This is a genomic window from Streptomyces sp. NBC_00631, assembly GCF_045206895.1.
Classification (GTDB): domain Bacteria; phylum Actinomycetota; class Actinomycetes; order Streptomycetales; family Streptomycetaceae; genus Streptomyces.
Genome location: NZ_CP107734.1, coordinates 2,118,702 through 2,137,855, shown reverse-complemented (window position 1 = coordinate 2,137,855; position 19,154 = coordinate 2,118,702). Strand labels below are relative to the sequence as shown.

Sequence of the window (19,154 nt, the reverse complement as noted above, 5' to 3'; positions counted from 1 at the left end):
TTCGTCACAGATATGTGCCGCACATGTGAGGAAAACGGCGCCCGGACGGCCGTGCGGGATCCGCACAGTCACATGACAACGTCGTCATAGCACATTCGATCAACGCCCGTGTTTCCGGGGTGCTTCAAGGCGCGCAACGCTGCGGTATGGTCTGCCGCCGACCCCTGGTATGGCGGATCGAGGAGTGCGCGTGTTCAACCGGAACCGAGGCCTGCGAAGAGTCGCCGCGGTCGCGTCCGTATCCCTGGTGGCCGGGTGCGGCGTCCTCACCGGCAGCACGGGCAACAGCGGGCCGATCGTCGTCGGTACGACCAGCGCACCCAGCACCCTCGACCCCGCGGGATCGTGGGACGGCTCCTGGGAGCTGTTCCGGAACGTCTACCAGACGCTGCTCGCCTACCCCGACGGCGCCACCACCCCCCAGCCCGACGCCGCGCACGACTGCGCCTTCACGGACTCCGGCGACCGCACCTACCGCTGCGAACTGCGCTCCGGCCTGAAGTTCGCCGACGGCGACAAGCTCGACGCCGCGGCCGTCAAGTACTCCATCGACCGGATCCGGACCATCAACGCGCCCAGCGGCCCGGCCGGACTGCTCGGCAGCCTGGACCGGGTGCAGGCGATCGGCGAGCGCCAGGTGGTCTTCCACCTCAACAAGGCCGACGCCACCTTCCCGTTCGTGCTGGCCACCCCGGCCATGTCGATCGTCGACCCCGACGACTATCCCGCCCACTCGCTGCGCAAGGACGAGTCCGTGCACGGCTCCGGGCCGTACACCCTGAAGTCCTACGACGACGGCAAGCAGGCCGAGCTGGTCCGCAACGACAGCTACCAGGGCTTCGCCGACCGGCAGAACGACGCGGTGACCATCCGCTACTTCCAGGACTCGGCCACCATGGTCAAGGCCCTCAGGTCCGGGGGCATCGACGTCACCTACCGCGGCCTCGCCGCCTCCGACATCGTCGCCCTGGAGGCGCACAGCAGCACCGACCTGCAGCTGATCGACGGCACCGGCACCGACATCAGCTACCTGGTGTTCAACCCCGAGGACCCGTGGGCCAAGCTGCCCGCCGTGCGCAGGGCCGTCGCCCAGCTCGTCGACCGCGCCGCGATCGCCCACACGGTCTACAAGGACACCGTCGACCCGCTGTACTCCATGGTGCCGGCGGGCCTGACCGGCCACACCACCGGTTTCTTCGACGACTACGGCGACCCCAGCACCTCCAAGGCCCACAAGATCCTCGCCGACGCCGGTATCACCCACCGCGTCCCGCTCACCTTCTGGTACACCACCGACCGCTACGGCTCCGAGACCGGCCAGATGTTCCAGGAGCTCAAGCAGCAGCTGGACGACTCCGGGCTGTTCACCATCACCCTCAGAAGCCGCCCCTGGAAGAGCTACGTCCTCGGTTACCAGAAGGGCGAGTACCCGGTGTTCGGCCGCGGCTGGTTCCCGGACTTCCCCGACGCCGACAACTTCATCGCCCCCTTCGTCGGCGAGCAGAACGCCCTCGGCACGCCCTACCCGTCACCCGTGATCACCGGCAAGCTGCTGCCCGAGTCGCGCAGCGAGAGCGACCGCGGCGAGGTCGTCAAGGAGTTCGAGGAGGCCCAGCAGATCCTCGTCAACGACGCCCGGCTGATCCCGCTGTGGCAGGGACGGCAGTACGTCGCGGCCAGCGACGACATCTCCGGCGGCGAGAAGGCGCTCGACCCGTCCACGATCATGATGATGTGGGAGCTGCACCGCAAGACCAGCTGGTGAAACGGCCGTCCGGCACCGGTTGTCAGTGGTCGCCTGTAGGTTTTCCGGTATCAGCAGGATCTGCAAGTGACCGCAATTCGTGAGGACGTTGACGTGACCGACATCGCCATGCTGCCCGAGTCCTGGCGCGGGGTTCTGGGCGGCGAACTCCAGCAGCCCTACTTCAAGGAGCTGACCGAGTTCGTCGAGGAGGAGCGGGCGAAGGGCCCCGTCTACCCGCCGCGCGAGCAGGTCTTCGCCGCGCTGGAGGCGACCCCTTACGACCAGGTGAAGGTGTTCATCCTCGGCCAGGACCCGTACCACGGCGAGGGCCAGGGCCACGGGCTGTGCTTCTCCGTCCGCCCGGGGGTGCGGATCCCGCCGTCCTTGCGGAACATCTACAAGGAGATGCGCGAGGAACTGGGCTGGGAGTCCGTGCCGGACAACGGCTACCTGATGCCGTGGGCCCAGCAGGGCGTGCTACTGCTCAACGCGGTCCTCACGGTCCGCGCCGGTGAGGCCAACTCGCACAAGAACAAGGGCTGGGAGAAGTTCACGGACGCGGTGATCCGCGCGGTGGCCGAGCGGCCCGACCCGGCGGTCTTCGTCCTCTGGGGCGGCTACGCGCAGAAGAAGCTCCGGCTGATCGACGAGACCCGGCACGTGGTGATCCAGAGCGCGCACCCGTCCCCGCTCTCGGCCACCAAGTTCTTCGGCACCCGCCCCTTCACCAAGATCAACGAGGCGGTGGCGGCGCAGGGCCACGAGGCGATCGACTGGCGGATCCCGGACCTGGGCTGAGCGGTACAGAGGATGCGAAGCCGACCGAGGGGCAACCCCCTGGGGGCGCGGGGCTGTGCCGATGTGCGGCTCCGCCGCGCGGGCGCGATCAACCCCCACCGGCCGGCAAGCCGACCACCGGACCCGCGGTCCAACGGCGCCGCCTGACAAGAAAAACTGACGGCGCCGTTTACCGTCGGCACCACACAACGGCTTACAGCCCGGAGGGCCCCGTGGCGGAGCGACAGGAGCGTACGGCACCCGATGCCGTGCTCACGCGGATCGGGCAGGTCGTGATGCTGCACCACGCCGGGGACCGTGAGGAGGCCCGCCGGCGCCTGCTCGACCTGTGGGCGGAGATCGGCGAGCACGGCGCGCCGCTGCACCGCTGCACCCTGGCCCACTACCTGGCCGACACCCAGGACGACCCGTCCGACGAACTCGCATGGGATCTGCGGGCGTTGTCGGCGGCGGACGAGGCGGCGGACGAGGCGGCGGAGGAAGCGGAGGGAGCGGTGGGGCTGCGCGGCTTCTACCCCTCCCTGCACCTGAACCTCGCCGCCGACTACGTGAAGCTCGGCCGCACCGAGGCCGCCCGCAGCCATCTGCACCGGGCCCGCGGCGCGGCCACCGCGCTCGGCGACGACGGGTACGGCAAGGGGGTCCGGGCCGCGATCAGCCGCCTGGAACTGCGGCTCGGGGACGACGGCGACCCGGGCGCCGACTCCTGGGGCCCGCCGCGGCAGCGACCCAGGTAGGGCCGCGCCGACGGCGTCTCAACGCTCGTACGTCTGCTCGCAGATCCGGGCCTGTGGGCTGTCCGCGGCCCAGCCGCCGTACTGCTTGCCGAGGGCGCACACGTCCGGGGCCTTCGGGACGGAGTGGGAGAGGCCCGGGAGGCCGGCCTGCGGGCTGCCCGACCGGTGTGCCGGGTGGCGGTGCTGAGGGGCGGCGTGCGGGGCAGCCGGGGGGCGGTGGTGAGCCGGGGGAGCGGGCACGGGGGCGTGCGGGGCGGCCGGTACGGCCCGGTGGGCCGGACGGGACGGGCCGACCATCTCCAGGGCCTCCTTGACCGGCGCCTGCACCACCCTCGGGTCGGCGCTGCCGTCCGGGCGGGGCACCGACGGCAGCGAGGGTGCCGTACCCGGAGGCGGTCCGGGCGCCGCCGGGCGCTGGACCGTCACACAGCCGGAGAGGGCCGAGACGGTCACGGTGACCAGGAGCGCTGCGGTGGTCGTCGTTCGATGCACCCGCGCAACTCTGCTGGGTCGGCGCGGGGGTTGACACCGGCGACAGGACTTTGGTGCCCCGCACGGGTGATCTCGTGCCCCGTACGGGGGGCGAGCGGGTGCGAGGCTGACGTCAGTCGCCGGTCGCGCCGTCGATCCGCTCCCGGATCAGGTCGGCGTGGCCGTTGTGCCGGGCGTACTCCTCGATCATGTGGGTGTGGATCCAGCGCAGGCTGATCTGTTTCCCGGTGCGGCGGTGGCGGCCCTTGGAGAGGTCGTCCAGACCGAAGCCGGCCGCGGCCTGCCGGGCGGCCTCGATCTCGGCCTGCCAGGCCGTGTACGCCTCCTGCCAGGTGTCCGCCTCGCCCAGGTGGAAGTCGCCGTCCGGGTCCGTGTCGCTCCAGTAGAGCGCCGGCGCCTCCTCGCCGGTGAGGACCCTGCGGTACCAGGACCGCTCCACGTCGGCCATGTGCCGCACCAGCCCCATCAGGGACAGCGGGGACGGCTCCACGGAGGCGGTCCTGAGCTGGGCGTCGGTCAGGCCCTCGCACTTCACCGCGAGGGTCTGCCGGTGGAACTCCAGCCAACCCTCCAGCATGGCGCGGTCACCGGCGTCGACTGCGGGTATGCGGCGTTCGGTCGTCATGCCCGGCATCCTGACCCACTCCGGCCGATCCCACCACGGATTATCGCCCGTATGCTTCCGCTCAGGTACACGTGGGCAACCGCTACAGGCAACGGCTGGGGGAGTGTCAGTGAAGGTCGGCTGCATCGGGCTCGGCGACATCGCGCAGAAGGCCTATCTGCCGGTGCTGGCCACCCAGCCGGGGCTCGAACTCCACCTCCAGACGCGCACCCCCGCCACCCTCGACCGGGTCGCCGACAGCCTCCACCTGCCCGCCGGCCGCCGGCACGCGACCCTCGACGGCCTCCTCGCCCAGGACCTCGACGCCGCCTTCGTGCACGCGGCCACCGTCGCCCACCCGGAGATCGTCACCCGGCTGCTGGAGGCGGGCGTACCGACGTACGTCGACAAGCCTCTCGCCTACGGACTCGAAGACTCCGCGCGCCTTGTGACGCTCGCCGAGGCGCGGAACGTGTCGCTGTTCGTCGGCTTCAACCGCCGTTACGCGCCGGGCTACGTGCAGTGCGCCGACCACCCCCGCGACCTGATCCTGATGCAGAAGAACCGCATCGGGCTCCCCGAGGAACCCCGCGCCATGATCCTCGACGACTTCATCCACGTCGTCGACACCCTGCGCTTCCTCGCCCCCGGCCCGGTCGAGGACGTGACCGTCCGGGCCCGGCTGGCCGACGGCCTGCTGCACCACGTGGTGCTCCAGCTCGCCGGGGACGGCTTCACCGCGCTCGGCGTGATGAACAGGCTCAGCGGCTCGGCGGAGGAGATCCTGGAGGTCTCCGGGCAGGACACCAAGCGCCAGGTCCTCAACCTCGCCGAGGTGATCGACCACAAGGGCCAGCCGACGGTCCGGCGGCGCGGCGACTGGGTGCCGGTCGCCCGGCAGCGCGGCATCGAACAGGCCGTCCTCGCCTTCCTCGACGCCGTCCGCGCCGGGAAGGTGCTCAGCGCCCGGGACGCACTGGCGACTCATGAACTGTGCGAGCGGGTGGTACGAGAGGTTCGGCGGCACCCCGGCGCAGCCTGACCGTCCGCAGCCCCTCGGCCAGGCACCAGGCCGCAAGCACCAGCAGCGCGCCGTCCACCGGCCAGTCGCCGTACCGCACGAACGGGGTGACTCCGCGGGCGATCGGCACCTCGTAGACGCGCGCGGTGCTCGCGTCGGTGCCGAGCCAGGGACCGATGCGCTCGCCGCCCGGTCCATAGACGGCGGAGACCCCGGTCAGGGTGGCGTGCACCATGGTCCGGCCGGTCTCGGCGGCCCGCAGGGCGGCCAGCGAGGCGTGCTGCTCGGGCGCCCAGCTGTCCTGGAAGGACGAGGTCGACGACTGGCCGATCAGCACCTGCGCGCCGTCCTGCGCGAGATGCCGGCTCATGTCGGGGAACGCCGTCTCGAAGCAGACCATCGGGCCGACCCGCAGGCCGTGGCCGACGTTCATCACCACCTGCTCGGTGCCGCGCCGCCGGTCCTCGCCGGCCGCCTTGCCGACCGAGGTGGCCCAGCCGAGCAGGGAACGGGCCGGTATGTACTCGCCGAACGGAACAAGGCGCATCTTGTCGTACCGGTCGCCGGTCGGGCCGTCGGCGCCCACCAGGATGGAACTCTTGTAGATGCCGGGCCGGTCGGAGCGCCGGGCGTCGACGTTGACCAGGATGTCCGCGCCGGTCTCCCGGGAGAGGGCGGCGATCCGCCGGGCCAGATCGGGGCGGTCCCCGAGGTCGTACCCGACACTGCTCTCGCCCCAGACGATCAGATCCGGATGCTGCCCCACCAGCTGCCGGGTCAGCTGCTCCTCCCTGTCGAACCGCCGGTCGCCGCTGTCGGTGCCGTCGACGATGCCCGGCTGTACGACGGCGATCCGGACGTGACCGTCGACGTCCGGGCGGGGTGACCACACCCAGGCCGCGGAGGTGGCGGCGGCCGTGGCCACCAGCGAGGCCACCGCGGGCACCCGTGCCTCCCGCACGGACAAGAGCACGGTGACCGCGACATTGACGGCCACCACCAGGAAGCTCAGCAGCCACACCCCGCCCACCGAGGCCAGCCGCAGCGCCGGCGTCACCTGCCACTGGGTCGCGCCGAGCATGCCCCACGGCCCGCCGAGCCCCTGCCAGGACCGCACCAGCTCCACCATCAGCCAGCCCGACGGCAGCACCAGCACCGCCACCGCGGCCCGACCCGGCGACGGCACCCCGCCCAGCAGCCGGCGCGTCACCCAGCCCCAGGGCGCCCAGAACACGCTCAGCAGGCCGGCGATCAGGAAGATGAAGACGTGCAGGCTCGGCAGCAGCCAGTGGTGCACGGCGACCATGAACCCGAACCCGCCGCACCAGCCGTCGTACGCCGCCCGCCGTCCGGTCGGCGCCGAGCGCGCCAGCAACAGCCACGGGACCAGCGCGACATAGGCGAACCACCACAGCGACGGCGCCGGAAAGGCCAGCACCGGCAGGGCGCCCGCCAGCGCCCCGACGCAGGAACGCCGCCACGGGGAGGTGAGCCAGCGCTCGACGGTCCTCATCCATCGCCTCCTGCCTGCGGGTCCTTCCAGTGTGCGGGACCGGACGGGATCTCCGACAGGGGGCATGGGCGCGGGCTCAGGCGGGCAGCCTGCGCCACCTCTCCTCGACGACCACCTCGCGCAGCCGCCAGCCGTCCCCGGTGCGCAGGAACGCGAAGGAGTAGCGGCCGCCGCACACGAAGTCCGGGGCGGTGGAGGCGCCGTCGCCGCCGGCGAAGCGCATGGGGTTGACGTAGTCGGCCCGCAGGTGGGCGGTGTCGCCGGTGTCGTGGTCCAGATTCCCGAACCGCACCCGGCGGTTGACGATCAGATGCTGCCGCATCGAGAAGAGGGTCAGATTCTCCGCGAGCCACCCGGACACCTGCCCGGCATCGCCCTCGATTCCGCCGGCGGAGCGGTAGTCGGCCCGCCCGTCCGCCGTGAACAGCCTCCGGTACGCCGTCCAGTCACCGTCGTCGACGGCGGCCGCGTACTCGGTGACCAACTCGTCCACGGCCAGCCGGTCCATCACGGTCGCGAGCTCCACACGCTGCGTCATCGGGTCAGTGTTGGGCACGGGGCGGACGGAGCCAAGGGGCACGGGCCATATTCGGAGGTGTTCGAACGGAAGTACCCCCGGCCCAGGGCAGGTGAACGGCCGGTCAAGGCGCCACCGCGCGTGGACCATGCCCTGACGAACCTGGGGCAGAGCCTGGTCGAGGGCCCGATGGCGGCGCTTGGACGCTGGGTGGTCAAGGACGGGGGACGAACTTCTCGAAGCTCAGGAGAGCGGTACCGACGGCGGCCTGACTCCGGAGGCGACGGTGGGCGTACCAACGGGCCCATACACCGCCGAGCTTCAGCCCGCTGTCCTGGCCGCCTTCCGGCGCACAGGTGCGGCGGTGAACCTGCCGGGTTTCCGTCGCACGCAGGCTGCCGCGAACGGCGCGGAACCCGGAATGCGTAACCTGTTGGCTCGTTTCCCCGGTCCGGTGCTCAACCCCGGTGAACCGTGGGCCGACGCCGCTCTGAAGGAAGCGACCACCGCTGGGGAGCCGTGGCAGCGGCTGCTGGAGCATGCGGCCCCCGCGACGGCCGACGCACCATCGGCGAAGTGGAGACGCACCGGATCGGCCCTGCTGGACGCCGTAGGCCCGGAGGAGACGCGGCGGGCAGTTCTGAGATGGTTCAGACTGGCCGAGCTGGCCGGACCCTCCCGCTCCTCGGCCGTCCGCACCTTCCAGCCGATGTGAACGCGTACTTCGACCCCTACCACTCCCACGTGCTGCGTGGACTCGCCTGGATGCTTTCCTCCTTCCGCCTCGGCCGGACGTCGTCCATGCCCTCGCCGGCCTCGTCGAGACCTCCCTGGGCCATCGGTCCGGAGACGCTCCCCGCGCCCCTCAGGTGGCTGAGGCGGGCATTGTCGCCCTGGCTCTGATCGGGGACCGGACAGCACGGACGGAGCTGGAGACCCTGAGCAGGTGGATCACGCACAAAGGCGCATCGCGGCGTATAGAGAAATCACTTGCGGTGCTCTGATCAGGCCGCGGCCGTCCGTACCGACCCCCGGATCACCATGCCGTGAGCCACATCGCCTTCGCCGAGCGCGCCGACGGGACCGCGGTGTGGCCGGAGTTCGCGGTGGCGGCGCGCACGAACCCCGCCACTGACCCCGGTGGCGGCCGAACTCCACGACGGGCCGCGGGACGTCGCCGGGGCTGCTGTGGCCACCGGGCGTGGCCGCCCGGGGCCGGAGACGGATGCGGCGGGCCCAGCCGCTGCCGGGACCTCAGCCGTGCAGCACAGCCGCCGCAGCGGCGGCGGCCTCGGCGGTCGTACGGGCGGCGGCGCGGCCCGCCCGACCGGTCAGCCGCCAGGCGACCATGCGCAGTGCCGTGGGCGGCGCTGGGGGAAAGACACCGAGCTGGCCGAGCATCGTGATGTCGTCGCGTACGGCCTCGTGGTGGACCACCTTTCCGTCCCGCAGGCCGAGCACATGGAACTGCTCGAAGTCGATCTCGCGTCCGGTAGGGGGTACGGCTTGGTCGAGCGCGCCGTCGCGGTAGCGGACGAAGGGACCGGTGTGGCGGCCCCGCATACGCAGCCGCACCCAGATCGCGTCCTCGCCGAGCGCGGTGCCCAGGACCGGGAAGCCCAGGTCGCTGAAGGCGGAGCGCATCCAGGCCCCCGACGCGAGGACGCCGGCCGGGCCGGGCATCGCGCAGGCCGCGGGTGCCACGGCCGCCTCGCGGTTGCGGAAGTCCTCGTGGACCACCTCGGCGGCCAGTGCGGGATCACCCGTCTCCAGGACTCGGAAGAGTCCGTGGGCCAGTTCGGTGGGTTCCATTCCCATGGTGCTGCTGCCTCTCGTCGGCCCTGCGATCGCGGTGATGACCGTAATTGAGGTTATAGCACGCCTAATGAATTCGTCGCGATAGAATGCGATCATGCCGTCGAAGCGCTCCTACGTCTCTCCGCTACGTGAGCAGGCTGCCGCACGGACACGTGAGCTGATCCTGAGCCACGCGACGCGGCTGTTCGCCGAGCGTGGCTACGGACGGGTGACCGTCGCCGACATCGCCGCGGCGGCGGGCGTGGCCTCCAAGACCGTCTTCACGAGCGTCGGGAGCAAGAGCGACATCCTGAACCGCGTCGTCGACGAGGGCGTGAACGCCTCCGGTTACGCGCGGGCGATGGAGGCGCTGCTCGCCGAGCGGAGCCCGGAGTCGGTTCTGCGTCTCCTGGCCCATGGCACCCGGGTGGGCAACGAGAGCCAGTTCACCGTGCACGAGGCGATCCGCAAGGCGCTGCCGGTCCACGAGGACGGCGAGGCCCTGTGGGAGCGGGCCACCGCCGACTACCGGGACGCACTGCACACCGCAGCCCGCCATCTGCACGTCCTGCCTGCGCCGCCCGCGCACTCGGTGGAGGACACGGCGGGCCTGCTCTGGCACTGCTTCGGTCCCGCCGGCTGGCGCGCCCTCGTCGTGGAGAGCGGCTGGACCTGGGACCACGCTGAGGAGGCCCTCTACCGCACGGCGCTCGCCGCCCTTCGCTGACGCCCTCGCGAGGCGAGGGCCGAGGGGCGAAGGCGCGGCGAGCGCCGAAGCGTGGGGACGGGGGCGGAGGGCCTGAGCCGACGGACGCGCCGACATCCCCCGCGAGTGCGACGACGCCGGGCCCGCCGGCTGCCTGCGCACCGGGGAGCACGGGGCCTGTGCCGCCGCCGAGCGCGTCCGGGCGGCCCGCCGGACGCACCGGGTCGACCGCTGGACTGATGCCGGCACGGCCGGGCATCCGCTAGGTCGGGCTCGGCCCGCGCCGAGCCCCTGACATCCGTTCTCGACGGTCCAGTGGGAGATTCGGCGTGATACTCGACGGCATACCGGCAGCCTCCGTCTCCGGCACCGGGCCCGACGCCGCGGCGCGCAAGCAGCGCCTGCGGCGCCGTCTGGAACGGCTCATCGGAGTGGCCGCCACCGAAGGCAACGAACTGCTCCCACTGCGCAACGGCGACGAGATCTTCCCCGCCATGCTGGAGGCGATCGGCTCCGCCCGGCACACCGTCGACATGATGACGTTCGTGTACTGGCGTGGAAAGGTCGCCCAGGACTTCGCCGCGGTCCTGGCCGACCGCGCCCGCGCCGGGATACGCGTGCGGCTGCTCCTCGACGGCTTCGGCGCCAAGGAGATCGAGCGTCGGCTGCTGGATCTGATGAGCGATGCGGGCGTGCAGGTGGCCTGGTTCCGCAGGCCCGTGTGGCTGTCGCCGTTCAAGCAGAACCACCGCTGTCACCGCAAGGCCCTCGTCGTCGACGAGCACACCGCCTTCACCGGCGGCGTCGGCATCGCCGAGGAATGGTGCGGCGACGCCCGCACCCCCGCCGAGTGGCGCGACACCCACGTCCGGGTACGCGGTCCGGCCGTGGACGGCATCGCGGCCGCGTTCGCTCAGAACTGGGCGGAGTGCCACGACGAACTCTTCGACGACCGTGACCGTTTCGCACCGCACCCGCAGCCAGGCTCGTCGGTGGTGCAGGTGGTCCGGGGCTCCGCGAGCATCGGCTGGCAGGACATGCAGACCCTCATCCGGGTCGTGCTCGCCTCCGCCGAGGAACGCGTCCGGCTGGCCACCGCCTACTTCGCCCCCGACGACTACTTCATCGGGCTGCTGGGCGAGACCGCCCGGCGCGGCGTGCGGGTCGAGATCCTGCTGCCCGGTCCACACACCGACCAGCGCGCTTGCCGGCTCGCCGGCCAACACCACTACACGCGGCTGCTGGAGGCGGGCGTACGGATCCGTCAGTACCAGCCGACCATGATGCACGCGAAGATCATCACGGTGGACGGTGTCGCCTCGCTCATCGGATCCACCAACTTCAACCGGCGTTCCATGGACCACGACGAGGAGGTCATGCTCGCGGTCCTCGACGAGGAGTTCACCGCACGACTCGACCGCGACTACGACGCGGACCTCGAACGCAGCGTGGACATCGACCCCACGCGGTGGAGACGACGAGCTTTCCTGCAACGTGTCAAGGAAGCGGCCGTCCTCCCTGTCCGCCGCTTTCTGTGAATGTTTCCCGGCGCCTTCTCACCCTCACCCTCGCGGCCTTCGTGCTGGTCAAGTGCCTTTCTGGCCGAAGCACACGATCCTGCGGAGGCCGCCGGGTACGCCGACGACCGGATCGTCGGCATCACGGATGTGATCCCGCTCGCGGCCCGGCTCCATGAGGTGGCGCGGGCCGGTGACGTCGAGCCGGCAGCCGGCCTGTTGCCCGAGGAGCGGCCGTAGCCTGTGGCGGACTGGGTGTCCGCGCGTCCACAGTCGTAAGATCGCCGTCCGGTCGGTCCGAGGAGAGGTTGTCGGCGATGGCACGTCCCGTCACGGTGGTCACCGGTGGCAGCCGGGGGATCGGCGCCGCGACCTGCCTGCGGCTCGCGGGCGGCGGGCACGATCTGGCGATCGGTTACCTCCGGGACGCCGGCGCCGCCGAGGCGGTCGCGGAGGGGGCGCGCGAGGCCGGGGCCCGGTGCGCCGTCGTTCAGGTGGACACGTCCGTGGAGGCCGACGTGGAGCGGCTGTTCGACACCGCCGAGCGGGAACTGGGCGCTGTCACCGGGCTGGTGAACAACGCCGCCGTGACCGGGCCGTTCGGGCGGCTGGCCGACGCGGAGACCGCGGATCTGCGCCGGGTCGTGGAGATCAACCTGTTGGGCGTGCTGCTGTGTTCACGCCGGGCGGCCCGGCTGATGGGGCCGCGCGGGAACGGCGCGATCGTGAACGTGTCCTCGGCGGCGGCCACCCTCGGAAGCCCCGGCGAATACGTCCACTACGCGGCGACCAAGGCGGCCGTCGACACCCTCACCGTGGGCCTCGCCAAGGAACTCGGCCCGGACGGCGTACGGGTCAACGCGGTGGCGCCCGGCGTGATCGAGACGGAGATCCACGCGGCGATGGGCGACCCCGGCCGGGCCGAACGGGTCGGTGCCACCACGCCGTTGGGCCGCGCCGGCCGGCCCGAGGAGATCGCCGCCGCGATCGCCTGGCTACTGTCGCCCGAGGCCTCCTACACGACCGGCACGGTGCTGCGGGTCTCCGGCGGCCGCTGAACCCTCAGCCGGTCAGGCCGCCTCGATGATCTGCTCGCGGATCGCCTCGGCCCACTCGACCACCAGCAGTTCGTACTCCGTCCGGTCCTGGGCCGACAGCGTTCCGCCCGTACGCAGCCACAGCGCCCGGATGTGCTCGTTGACCTCGGCAGCAGACCGCACGGAACCAGGGGTTCGGGAATCGGGGGACATACCGAACAGCCTAGGGGCAAGAACTGACCGTGCGCTACCGGGCCACTACGCAGACCGTATGGGGTTGGTCACGGGCGATGCGGCGGGCGGACGGCCACGCCTTGGCATTTGCCAGGCCGACGTGCGCGGCACCGATCGGGCCGTGCGGCCCGGTGCGGGCCTTCGCCCTCGCCGGAGCCGGTGCGGCGATCCCAAACCCCAGGAAAATCACGGAAGCCGAGGGTTGGCCGAGACACGGCACCCGGCCGTCCTCCTGCCGTCCTCACACCGACGGCAGCGCCGCGGCGAGCAGCGCCAGCTTCTCCGCGCTGTCGCTGCCGGGGTCCGGATGGTAGACGACGAGCGTCTGCCCCACCGTGCCGCTGACGTCCAGCCGTTCCCGGTTCAGCCGCAGGCGCCCGACCTGGGGGTGGTCGACGACTTTGGCCGCGCCGTCGCAGGACGCCACGTCGTGACGGGCCCACAGGCGCGTGAAGTGCGGGCTGGCCAGGGAGAGTTCACCGACCAGGTCGATGACACGGGGGTCGTCCGTGTCGGTCCCGACGGAGCGGCGGAAGCCGGCGACCATGCCGGCACCGGCCTCCTCCCAGCCGGGATGCAGGGCCTGCTCGGCAGGGTCGAGGAAGATGTCGCGCAGCCGGTTGGCGCCGACCGAGAAGCGCGGTGACAGCGCGGTCGCCATGGCGTTGACGGCGAGGACGTCGAAGTAGCGGCCCTCGACGAGCGCGGGCAGCGGGAGGGCGGCGATCAGCTGGGCCATGCCCGGCGGGACGGTCTCCGTGCGGGCTCGGCGCCGACGCCGGCGGGGCCGGTCGGCGCCGAGCCGCAGCAGATACGCCGTCGCGTCCTCGTCGAGCCGCAGTACGCGGGCGAGGGACTCCAGGACCTGCACGGAGGGATTGCGGTCGCGTCCCTGCTCCAGGCGCAGGTAGTAGTCGGCGCTGATGCCGGCCAGCATCGCGACCTCCTCCCGGCGCAGTCCGGGCACCCGCCGCACCCCCAGCACGGGAATGCCGACCTGCTCCGGCGTGACCAGCTCGCGGCGGGCGCGCACGTAGGCGCCCAGCAGGTTCGGTTCGTCGGTCATCCCGCCACCGTAATGCGGCCGCCTCGCTGCTGCCTGGTCCTGTCACCCCCAGGATCACCGGGGCTCTGCCCCGGGCGGCGCCGGGCCGCGAGCGTGGCCGTCGACGGCGACGAGCAACCGAGGAGCGCGATCATGTCGACGTATCTGCTGGTACACGGTGCCTGGCACAGCGGGGAGTGCTGGGAGCGGGTGGTCCCCTTGCTGACGGCCGCCGGGCACCGGGTGTACGCGCCCGACCTGACCGGTCACGGCGAGAAGACCCGGCTGCTCGGCCCGGACGTCGGCCTCGACATCCATGTGGCCGACATCGTCGGGCTGATCAGGGACGAGGGCCTCACCGACGTCGTCCTCGTCGGACACAGCTACGCGGGGCTGGTCGTCTCGTCCGTGGCCAACGAAGTCCCGGACCGCGTCGGGCACCTGGTCTACCTCGACGCCATGGTTCCGGAACACGGCGAGACCGCGGCGGACATCCAGCCCGTGACCCGGGCCCTGATCGACCGGGCGCTCGCGTCCGACAGCGGCTGGCGGGTTCCGCCGCTGCCCGAACTGCCGCCGCCGTACGGGCTGTTCGGGGTGACCGAGGCGGCGGATGTGGCGTGGCTGCGCACCATGCTGTCCGACCAGGCGGTGCTCAGCTTCCAGCAGCCGGTGCGCCTGGACGATCCGGCCGTGCACACGATCCCGCGGACCCACATCCACTGTGTGGCGAACGTCCCGGAGGGCGTCGCCCGCCGTCCGGTCCCCGCGGCCCAGCCGGCGTGGGAACTGCCCACCGGCCACGACTCCATGATCACCATGCCGGCCGGACTCGCCGAGCTTCTGCTCAAGCTGGGCTGATCCCGCGGGATATTCACTGGGCCGGGGCGGCGAGGTGTCCGTAGGGTCAGTCCATGACGGACGGGAACCAGGCCGAGAACGAGCGGGCGGTACAGGCGGCCGTGGCCGCGGAACTGCGGCTCCTCGATCCCGAGGTGCGCGCCTCGCCCGCCCTTGTCCTGGAGTCGCTCGATCCGGAGTTCACCGAGGTCGGCGTGTCCGGCCGGCGCTGGGACGCCACCTCGATCCTGACGGTGACCAGCGGCGGATCGGTGTCCCCGGAGTCACCGGTCGAGGTGAGCGAGATGTCCGGGACCGTACTGGCCCCGGGCATCGTGCACCTCACCTACTTCGCGGACAACCAGGGCCGCCGGGCCTGGCGCAGCTCCCTGTGGCGGTTCACGGAGACGGGCTGGCGCATGTACTACCACCAGGGGACACCGGCCGCCGACCATGCCTGAGCGTCCGCCGCGTCCCGAAGGGGCGCGGGGAACGGCGCGACCGGCCACGACGAAGCCGCGGCCGCGTGCCGGCCCGGTCCGGCGTTTCCAGGGGACACCCGCCGTCGACCATGGCCGAGTGCGCGCCGCGTCCCGAAGGGGCGCGGGGAACCGGGTGGCCGGCCACGACGAAGCCGCGGCCGATCGCCGGCCCGGTCCGGCGTTTCCCGCGGAGCGTCTAGCTCGCCGACTCCGCCGCGTGCGGGCTCAGGACGTCCGCGGAGACCAGGGCGATGATGACGATGCCGAGGGCGATGCGGTACCAGACGAACGGCATGAAGCTCTTGTTGGAGATCCACTTCATGAACCATGCGATCACCGCATAGCCGGACGCGAACGCGATCACCGTCGCGAACAGCGTGGGGCCCCAGGCCACCTGGCCCTCGCTCACCGAGTCCTTGACCTCGAAGGCGCCGGAGGCCAGCACGGCCGGGATGGCGAGCAGGAAGGAGTAGCGGGCCGCCGCCTCGCGCTTGTAGCCCATGAACAGGCCGCCGCTGATGGTGGCGCCGGAGCGGGAGACGCCGGGGATCAGGGCGCAGGCCTGGCAGAGGCCGTAGATCAGGCCGTCCTTGACCCCGAGGTTCTCCAGCGTCTTGCGCTGCTTGGGCGCCCGGTGCCGGCCGCCCGTCTCGTCGCGGGCGGCGAGCCGGTCGGCGATGCCGATGACGATGCCGATGACGATGAGCATGGTCGCGGTGATGCGGAGGTCCCGGAACGGGCCCTCGATCTGGTCCTTCAGCGTCACGCCCAGCAGACCGATCGGGATCGAGCCGATGATCACCAGCCAGCCCATCTGGGCGTCGTGGTCCCGCCGCCGCGCCTTGTCGAACAGCGACCGGAACCAGGCCGAGACGATCCGACCGATGTCCTTGCGGAAGTAGATCAGCACCGCGGTCTCCGTGCCGATCTGGGTGATCGCGGTGAAGGCGGCACCGGGGTCCTTCCAGCCGGAGAAGGCCGCGGTCAGCCGTAGATGCGCGCTGGAGGAGACGGGCAGGAACTCGGTCAGCCCCTGGACGAGGCCGAGGACCAGCGATTCAAACCAAGACATGAAGGTACGGCGTCCCAGGGGTGTGGAAGGGGCTGGCGGTCGCGCGGCCGCACGCCATCACACGGCTGCGCGTGAGCACGCGGGCGCACGTGATCATGCGCGCGCAACGGCAGCCTAGCGGGCCGGGCGACAGCGGGGACACAGGGGGTTCGGCAGGTGGCCGGACCGCCGGGGGTGTTGACCGGTCAAGGTGCCGACGCTTACGTTTCAGCAGGAGAAAGCGCTTGCTCCCGCACAGAGGGGTGCGTGTGCGGCGCACTTCGGGCGGGAGTTCGCCCATCGCCGGTACACGCCCGAGGAGTGCTGATCACGCCCATGCCCCGCTCGCCCCGCTCAGCAGCCCCCTTCACCGGCCGGCGCGTCCGGGCGGCCGTCGTCGGCGCCGGCGCCATCGGGCGCGGCTCGCATCTGCCCGCCCTCGCCCAGCTGGCCGCGGAGGGCGAGACCGAGGTCGTCGCCGCCGTCGACATCGATGCCACCGCGGTCGAGGCGTTCTGCGCCGAGGGCGGCATTCCGCACGCCTACACCGACCTTGACCGGATGCTCGCCGAACAGCGGCCCGACCTGGTCACCATCGGCACCCCGCCGACCCTGCACCGGGACCAGACACTGGCCGCGCTGCGGGCCGGTGCCTGGGTGTGGTGCGAGAAGCCGCCCGTGCCGAGCCTCGCCGACTTCGACGCGGTCGAGGCGGAGGAGGGCACGGACGGCGGGCCGTACGCCTCGATCGTCTTCCAGCACCGGTTCGGTTCCGGGTCCACCCATGTACGGCGGCTGCTGGCCGAGGGGGCGCTGGGGCGCCCGCTGGTCGCCCACTGCCAGACCACCTGGTACCGGGACACTGCGTACTACGCGGTGCCCTGGCGGGGCCGCTGGGCGACCGAGGGCGGCGGTCCGGCGATGGGCCACGGCATCCACCAGATGGATCTGCTGCTCGACCTGCTGGGGCCGTGGAGCGAGGTGCGGGCGATGGCCGGCCGGCTGGTGCACGACGTGGAGACCGAGGACGTCTCCACCGCCCTGGTCCGGTTCCCGAACGGCGCCCTGGCCACCATCGTGAACAGTGTGCTCAGCCCCGACGAGGTCAGCCGCATCCGCATCGACTGCGAGCGCGCGACGGTCGAACTGACCCACCTCTACGGCCACGCCAACGAGAACTGGCGCATCACCCCGGCACCCGGTGTCCCCGCCGAAGAGGCTGCGGCCTGGCAGGACTTCGGCCCGGACGTGCCCAGCTCGCACCTGGCCCAGCTGCGCGAGCTGATCGCCGCCATGCGGGCGGGGGAGCGGCCGCGCAGCAGCGGCACCGACGGGCGCACCAGCCTGGAGCTGATCACCGCGCTGTACAAGGCGGCGTTCACCGACACGACCGTCCGCGCGGGCGAGATCGGTCCGGGTGATCCTTATTACACGGCTCTGCACGGGGGTGCCCCGGGCTGGGCGCCGGCCGAGCGCGAGGAGGTGTCAGCGTGAGCGGCGAGCTGCGGATCACGCACACCCACGGCGACCGGGTCACCGTGACCGAGCCGGTCACCGGGGTGCAGCTCTTCTCATACGTCTACCGGCCCGAGGCGGCCTGGGAGGCGTCGCGGCCCTACCTGCACCCGGTGCGCACCCTCGCCGGAGACGTCGTCACCGACTACCGGCCCAATGACCACCGCTGGCACAAGGGCCTCTCCCTGACCGCCTCGCACCTGTCGGGTGCGAACCTGTGGGGCGGCAACTCCTATGTCCACGGCCAGGGTTACGTGGCCATCCCGGAACGCGTCGGCTCGATGCGGCACGCCGGCTTCGACGAACTGTCGTCCGCCGACGGCCGGACGGTCGTCGCGGAGCGGCTGACCTGGCATCCCTACGACGGGACGCTGTGGGCGCAGGAGCGGCGCCGTATCGAGGTCCATGACGTGGATCCCGAGGCGCGTTCCTGGGCGCTCACCTGGACCAGCGAGATCACCAACTGCCGTGCCGAGCCGCTGCTGTTCGGGAGCCCGACCACGGCCGGGCGAGAACAGGCGGGCTACACCGGCCTGTTCTGGCGCGGTCCGCGCGCCTTCCGGGACGGCCGGGTCATCGGCCCGCAGGGGGAGGGTCCGGAGCTGATGGGCTCCCAGTCGTCCTGGCTGGCCCTGGCCGGGGAGCACGACGGCGTCGACGGCCATGCCACCGTCGTCGTCGAACACGCCCCGGAGAACGACCACTCGGGCACCGACGGCGGCCATCCCGCGCACTGGTTCGTGCGCAACGACCCGTTCGCCGGCATCGCTCCCTCCTGGGCCTTCCACGACGAGCTGGAACTGGCCCCCGGCGACACCCTCCGGCGCCGCTACCGGGTCGTCGTCGCCGACGGCGGCTGGGAGCGTGCGGACATCGCCAAGTACCTGGAGGCGCATCCCTGGTGAGCGCCGGGGAGGCCACGTGCGTGGCGGCCGGGACGCGGTGGCATGAGGTGGGCGGGTTCGGGCTCCGTGGACGGCTCGGCCTCTTCCGCCGGAGGAGTGGGCGGCTCAGGCGGCTTCCGGTCCGGTGACGGTCCAGCCCGGTGCCTGCGGGTGGGCCGTCAGGTCCTCGTGCCGCACCTGGTCGCCGCAGGCCACGCAGGTGACGACCGGGGCGAGCGGCTTCCCGCAGCTGTGCTCGATCACCATGGGGCGGTCGCCGTCCGGGTGGAGATGGCGGTCGCCCCAGGCCATGAGGGTCATGAGGACCGGCTCCAGTTCGAGACCCGCCTGCGTGGCCCGGTACTCGAAGCGCTGCGGCCGCTCGCTGTAGACGCGTTTGGTGAGGATCCCGGCGTCGACGAGGCGGCGCAGCCGGGTGGCCAGGATGTCGCGAGGCGCGCCGATGTTGCGCACCAGCTGGTCGAAGCGGCCGTTGCCCAGGCACACCTCTCTCAGGACCAGCAGGGAGTACTTCTCGCCGACCAGTGCCAGGGTGTCGGCGATCGAACACGGTCGGGGGTGCTTGGGCGCGGCCATGAGGACAGTCTAGTGGAGGG

21 protein-coding genes are annotated in these 19,154 nt (G+C 71.8%); 12 read left to right on the top strand and 9 right to left on the bottom strand.

Annotation, left to right across the window (positions count from 1 at the left end; genetic code table 11):
* Positions 1–190: 190 nt before the first annotated feature.
* The 3 genes from OHB00_RS09810 (at position 191) to OHB00_RS09800 (ending at position 3,282) form a co-directional block, all read left to right on the top strand.
* Positions 191–1,765, top strand: a complete 1,575-nt coding sequence (locus OHB00_RS09810; RefSeq protein ID WP_406433306.1) for an ABC transporter substrate-binding protein — start codon at positions 191–193, stop codon at positions 1,763–1,765.
* Between the two features lie 93 nt (positions 1,766–1,858).
* Positions 1,859–2,545, top strand: a complete 687-nt coding sequence (ung, locus tag OHB00_RS09805) for a uracil-DNA glycosylase (RefSeq protein WP_406433304.1) — start codon at positions 1,859–1,861, stop codon at positions 2,543–2,545.
* Between the two features lie 212 nt (positions 2,546–2,757).
* The gene (locus OHB00_RS09800; RefSeq protein WP_406433302.1) at positions 2,758–3,282 is read left to right on the top strand and encodes a hypothetical protein; all 525 of its coding nucleotides are present in this window, start codon (positions 2,758–2,760) and stop codon (positions 3,280–3,282) included.
* An 18-nt stretch (positions 3,283–3,300) separates the two neighbouring features.
* On the opposite strand, the gene OHB00_RS09795 is transcribed toward OHB00_RS09800, so the two are convergent.
* Both OHB00_RS09795 and OHB00_RS09790 read right to left on the bottom strand, forming a co-directional pair.
* A complete protein-coding gene (locus OHB00_RS09795; protein ID WP_406433300.1) occupies positions 3,301–3,774 on the bottom strand; it encodes a hypothetical protein in 474 nt (157 codons plus the stop codon).
* A 112-nt stretch (positions 3,775–3,886) separates the two neighbouring features.
* Positions 3,887–4,399 carry a DinB family protein gene (locus OHB00_RS09790; RefSeq protein ID WP_406433298.1) on the bottom strand — a complete coding sequence of 171 codons (513 nt, stop codon included), beginning with the start codon at positions 4,397–4,399 and terminating at the stop codon, positions 3,887–3,889.
* A gap of 109 nt (positions 4,400–4,508) precedes the next feature.
* Here OHB00_RS09790 and OHB00_RS09785 point away from each other — a divergent pair, with 109 nt between their 5' ends.
* Positions 4,509–5,420: a Gfo/Idh/MocA family protein gene (locus OHB00_RS09785; protein ID WP_406433296.1), complete on the top strand. Its 912-nt coding sequence runs from the start codon at positions 4,509–4,511 to the stop codon at positions 5,418–5,420.
* On the opposite strand, the gene lnt is transcribed toward OHB00_RS09785, so the two are convergent.
* Positions 5,338–6,912, bottom strand: coding sequence for an apolipoprotein N-acyltransferase (gene lnt / locus OHB00_RS09780; RefSeq protein WP_406433294.1), 1,575 nt, complete (start codon positions 6,910–6,912; stop codon positions 5,338–5,340). The genes OHB00_RS09785 and lnt overlap by 83 nt on opposite strands.
* A gap of 76 nt (positions 6,913–6,988) precedes the next feature.
* The gene (locus tag OHB00_RS09775; RefSeq protein ID WP_406433292.1) at positions 6,989–7,450 is read right to left on the bottom strand and encodes a nuclear transport factor 2 family protein; all 462 of its coding nucleotides are present in this window, start codon (positions 7,448–7,450) and stop codon (positions 6,989–6,991) included.
* 400 nt (positions 7,451–7,850) lie between these two features.
* On the opposite strand from OHB00_RS09775, the gene OHB00_RS09770 reads away from it, so the two are divergent.
* Positions 7,851–8,144 carry a hypothetical protein gene (locus OHB00_RS09770; protein WP_406433290.1) on the top strand — a complete coding sequence of 98 codons (294 nt, stop codon included), beginning with the start codon at positions 7,851–7,853 and terminating at the stop codon, positions 8,142–8,144.
* Between the two features lie 539 nt (positions 8,145–8,683).
* Here OHB00_RS09770 and OHB00_RS09765 read toward each other — a convergent pair.
* A complete protein-coding gene (locus OHB00_RS09765) occupies positions 8,684–9,247 on the bottom strand; it encodes an ester cyclase (RefSeq protein ID WP_406433288.1) in 564 nt (187 codons plus the stop codon).
* 94 nt (positions 9,248–9,341) lie between these two features.
* On the opposite strand from OHB00_RS09765, the gene OHB00_RS09760 reads away from it, so the two are divergent.
* From OHB00_RS09760 to OHB00_RS09750, 3 genes are all read left to right on the top strand, one after another.
* The gene (locus OHB00_RS09760) at positions 9,342–9,953 is read left to right on the top strand and encodes a TetR/AcrR family transcriptional regulator (RefSeq protein WP_406433287.1); all 612 of its coding nucleotides are present in this window, start codon (positions 9,342–9,344) and stop codon (positions 9,951–9,953) included.
* Positions 9,954–10,261: 308 nt separating this feature from the next.
* A complete protein-coding gene (locus OHB00_RS09755; RefSeq protein ID WP_406433285.1) occupies positions 10,262–11,470 on the top strand; it encodes a phospholipase D-like domain-containing protein in 1,209 nt (402 codons plus the stop codon).
* A gap of 296 nt (positions 11,471–11,766) precedes the next feature.
* Positions 11,767–12,507 (top strand): SDR family oxidoreductase, encoded by a 741-nt coding sequence (locus tag OHB00_RS09750; RefSeq protein WP_406433283.1) that lies wholly within the window; start codon positions 11,767–11,769, stop codon positions 12,505–12,507.
* Positions 12,508–12,519: 12 nt separating this feature from the next.
* On the opposite strand, the gene OHB00_RS09745 is transcribed toward OHB00_RS09750, so the two are convergent.
* The gene (locus OHB00_RS09745) at positions 12,520–12,699 is read right to left on the bottom strand and encodes a hypothetical protein (RefSeq protein ID WP_406433281.1); all 180 of its coding nucleotides are present in this window, start codon (positions 12,697–12,699) and stop codon (positions 12,520–12,522) included.
* Positions 12,700–12,961: 262 nt separating this feature from the next.
* Positions 12,962–13,786, bottom strand: a complete 825-nt coding sequence (locus tag OHB00_RS09740) for a helix-turn-helix domain-containing protein (RefSeq protein WP_406433279.1) — start codon at positions 13,784–13,786, stop codon at positions 12,962–12,964.
* A gap of 132 nt (positions 13,787–13,918) precedes the next feature.
* On the opposite strand from OHB00_RS09740, the gene OHB00_RS09735 reads away from it, so the two are divergent.
* Both OHB00_RS09735 and OHB00_RS09730 read left to right on the top strand, forming a co-directional pair.
* Complete coding sequence (locus OHB00_RS09735; RefSeq protein WP_406433277.1) at positions 13,919–14,626, top strand: alpha/beta fold hydrolase; 708 nt, start codon at positions 13,919–13,921, stop codon at positions 14,624–14,626.
* Between the two features lie 53 nt (positions 14,627–14,679).
* Entirely contained in the window at positions 14,680–15,066 is a 387-nt protein-coding gene (locus OHB00_RS09730) for a DUF4440 domain-containing protein (protein ID WP_406433275.1), read from the top strand.
* Between the two features lie 217 nt (positions 15,067–15,283).
* Here OHB00_RS09730 and OHB00_RS09725 read toward each other — a convergent pair whose 3' ends face one another.
* Positions 15,284–16,159 (bottom strand): undecaprenyl-diphosphate phosphatase, encoded by an 876-nt coding sequence (locus tag OHB00_RS09725; RefSeq protein WP_406433273.1) that lies wholly within the window; start codon positions 16,157–16,159, stop codon positions 15,284–15,286.
* 315 nt (positions 16,160–16,474) lie between these two features.
* Here OHB00_RS09725 and OHB00_RS09720 point away from each other — a divergent pair, with 315 nt between their 5' ends.
* Positions 16,475–17,632, top strand: coding sequence for a Gfo/Idh/MocA family protein (locus OHB00_RS09720; protein ID WP_406433271.1), 1,158 nt, complete (start codon positions 16,475–16,477; stop codon positions 17,630–17,632).
* Positions 17,629–18,558: a PmoA family protein gene (locus OHB00_RS09715; RefSeq protein ID WP_406433269.1), complete on the top strand. Its 930-nt coding sequence runs from the start codon at positions 17,629–17,631 to the stop codon at positions 18,556–18,558. Before OHB00_RS09720 ends, OHB00_RS09715 begins: the two co-directional genes overlap by 4 nt.
* Positions 18,559–18,663: 105 nt before the next feature.
* Here OHB00_RS09715 and OHB00_RS09710 read toward each other — a convergent pair whose 3' ends face one another.
* Positions 18,664–19,134 carry a winged helix-turn-helix transcriptional regulator gene (locus tag OHB00_RS09710; protein WP_406433267.1) on the bottom strand — a complete coding sequence of 157 codons (471 nt, stop codon included), beginning with the start codon at positions 19,132–19,134 and terminating at the stop codon, positions 18,664–18,666.
* Between the last annotated feature and the right edge of the window lie 20 nt (positions 19,135–19,154).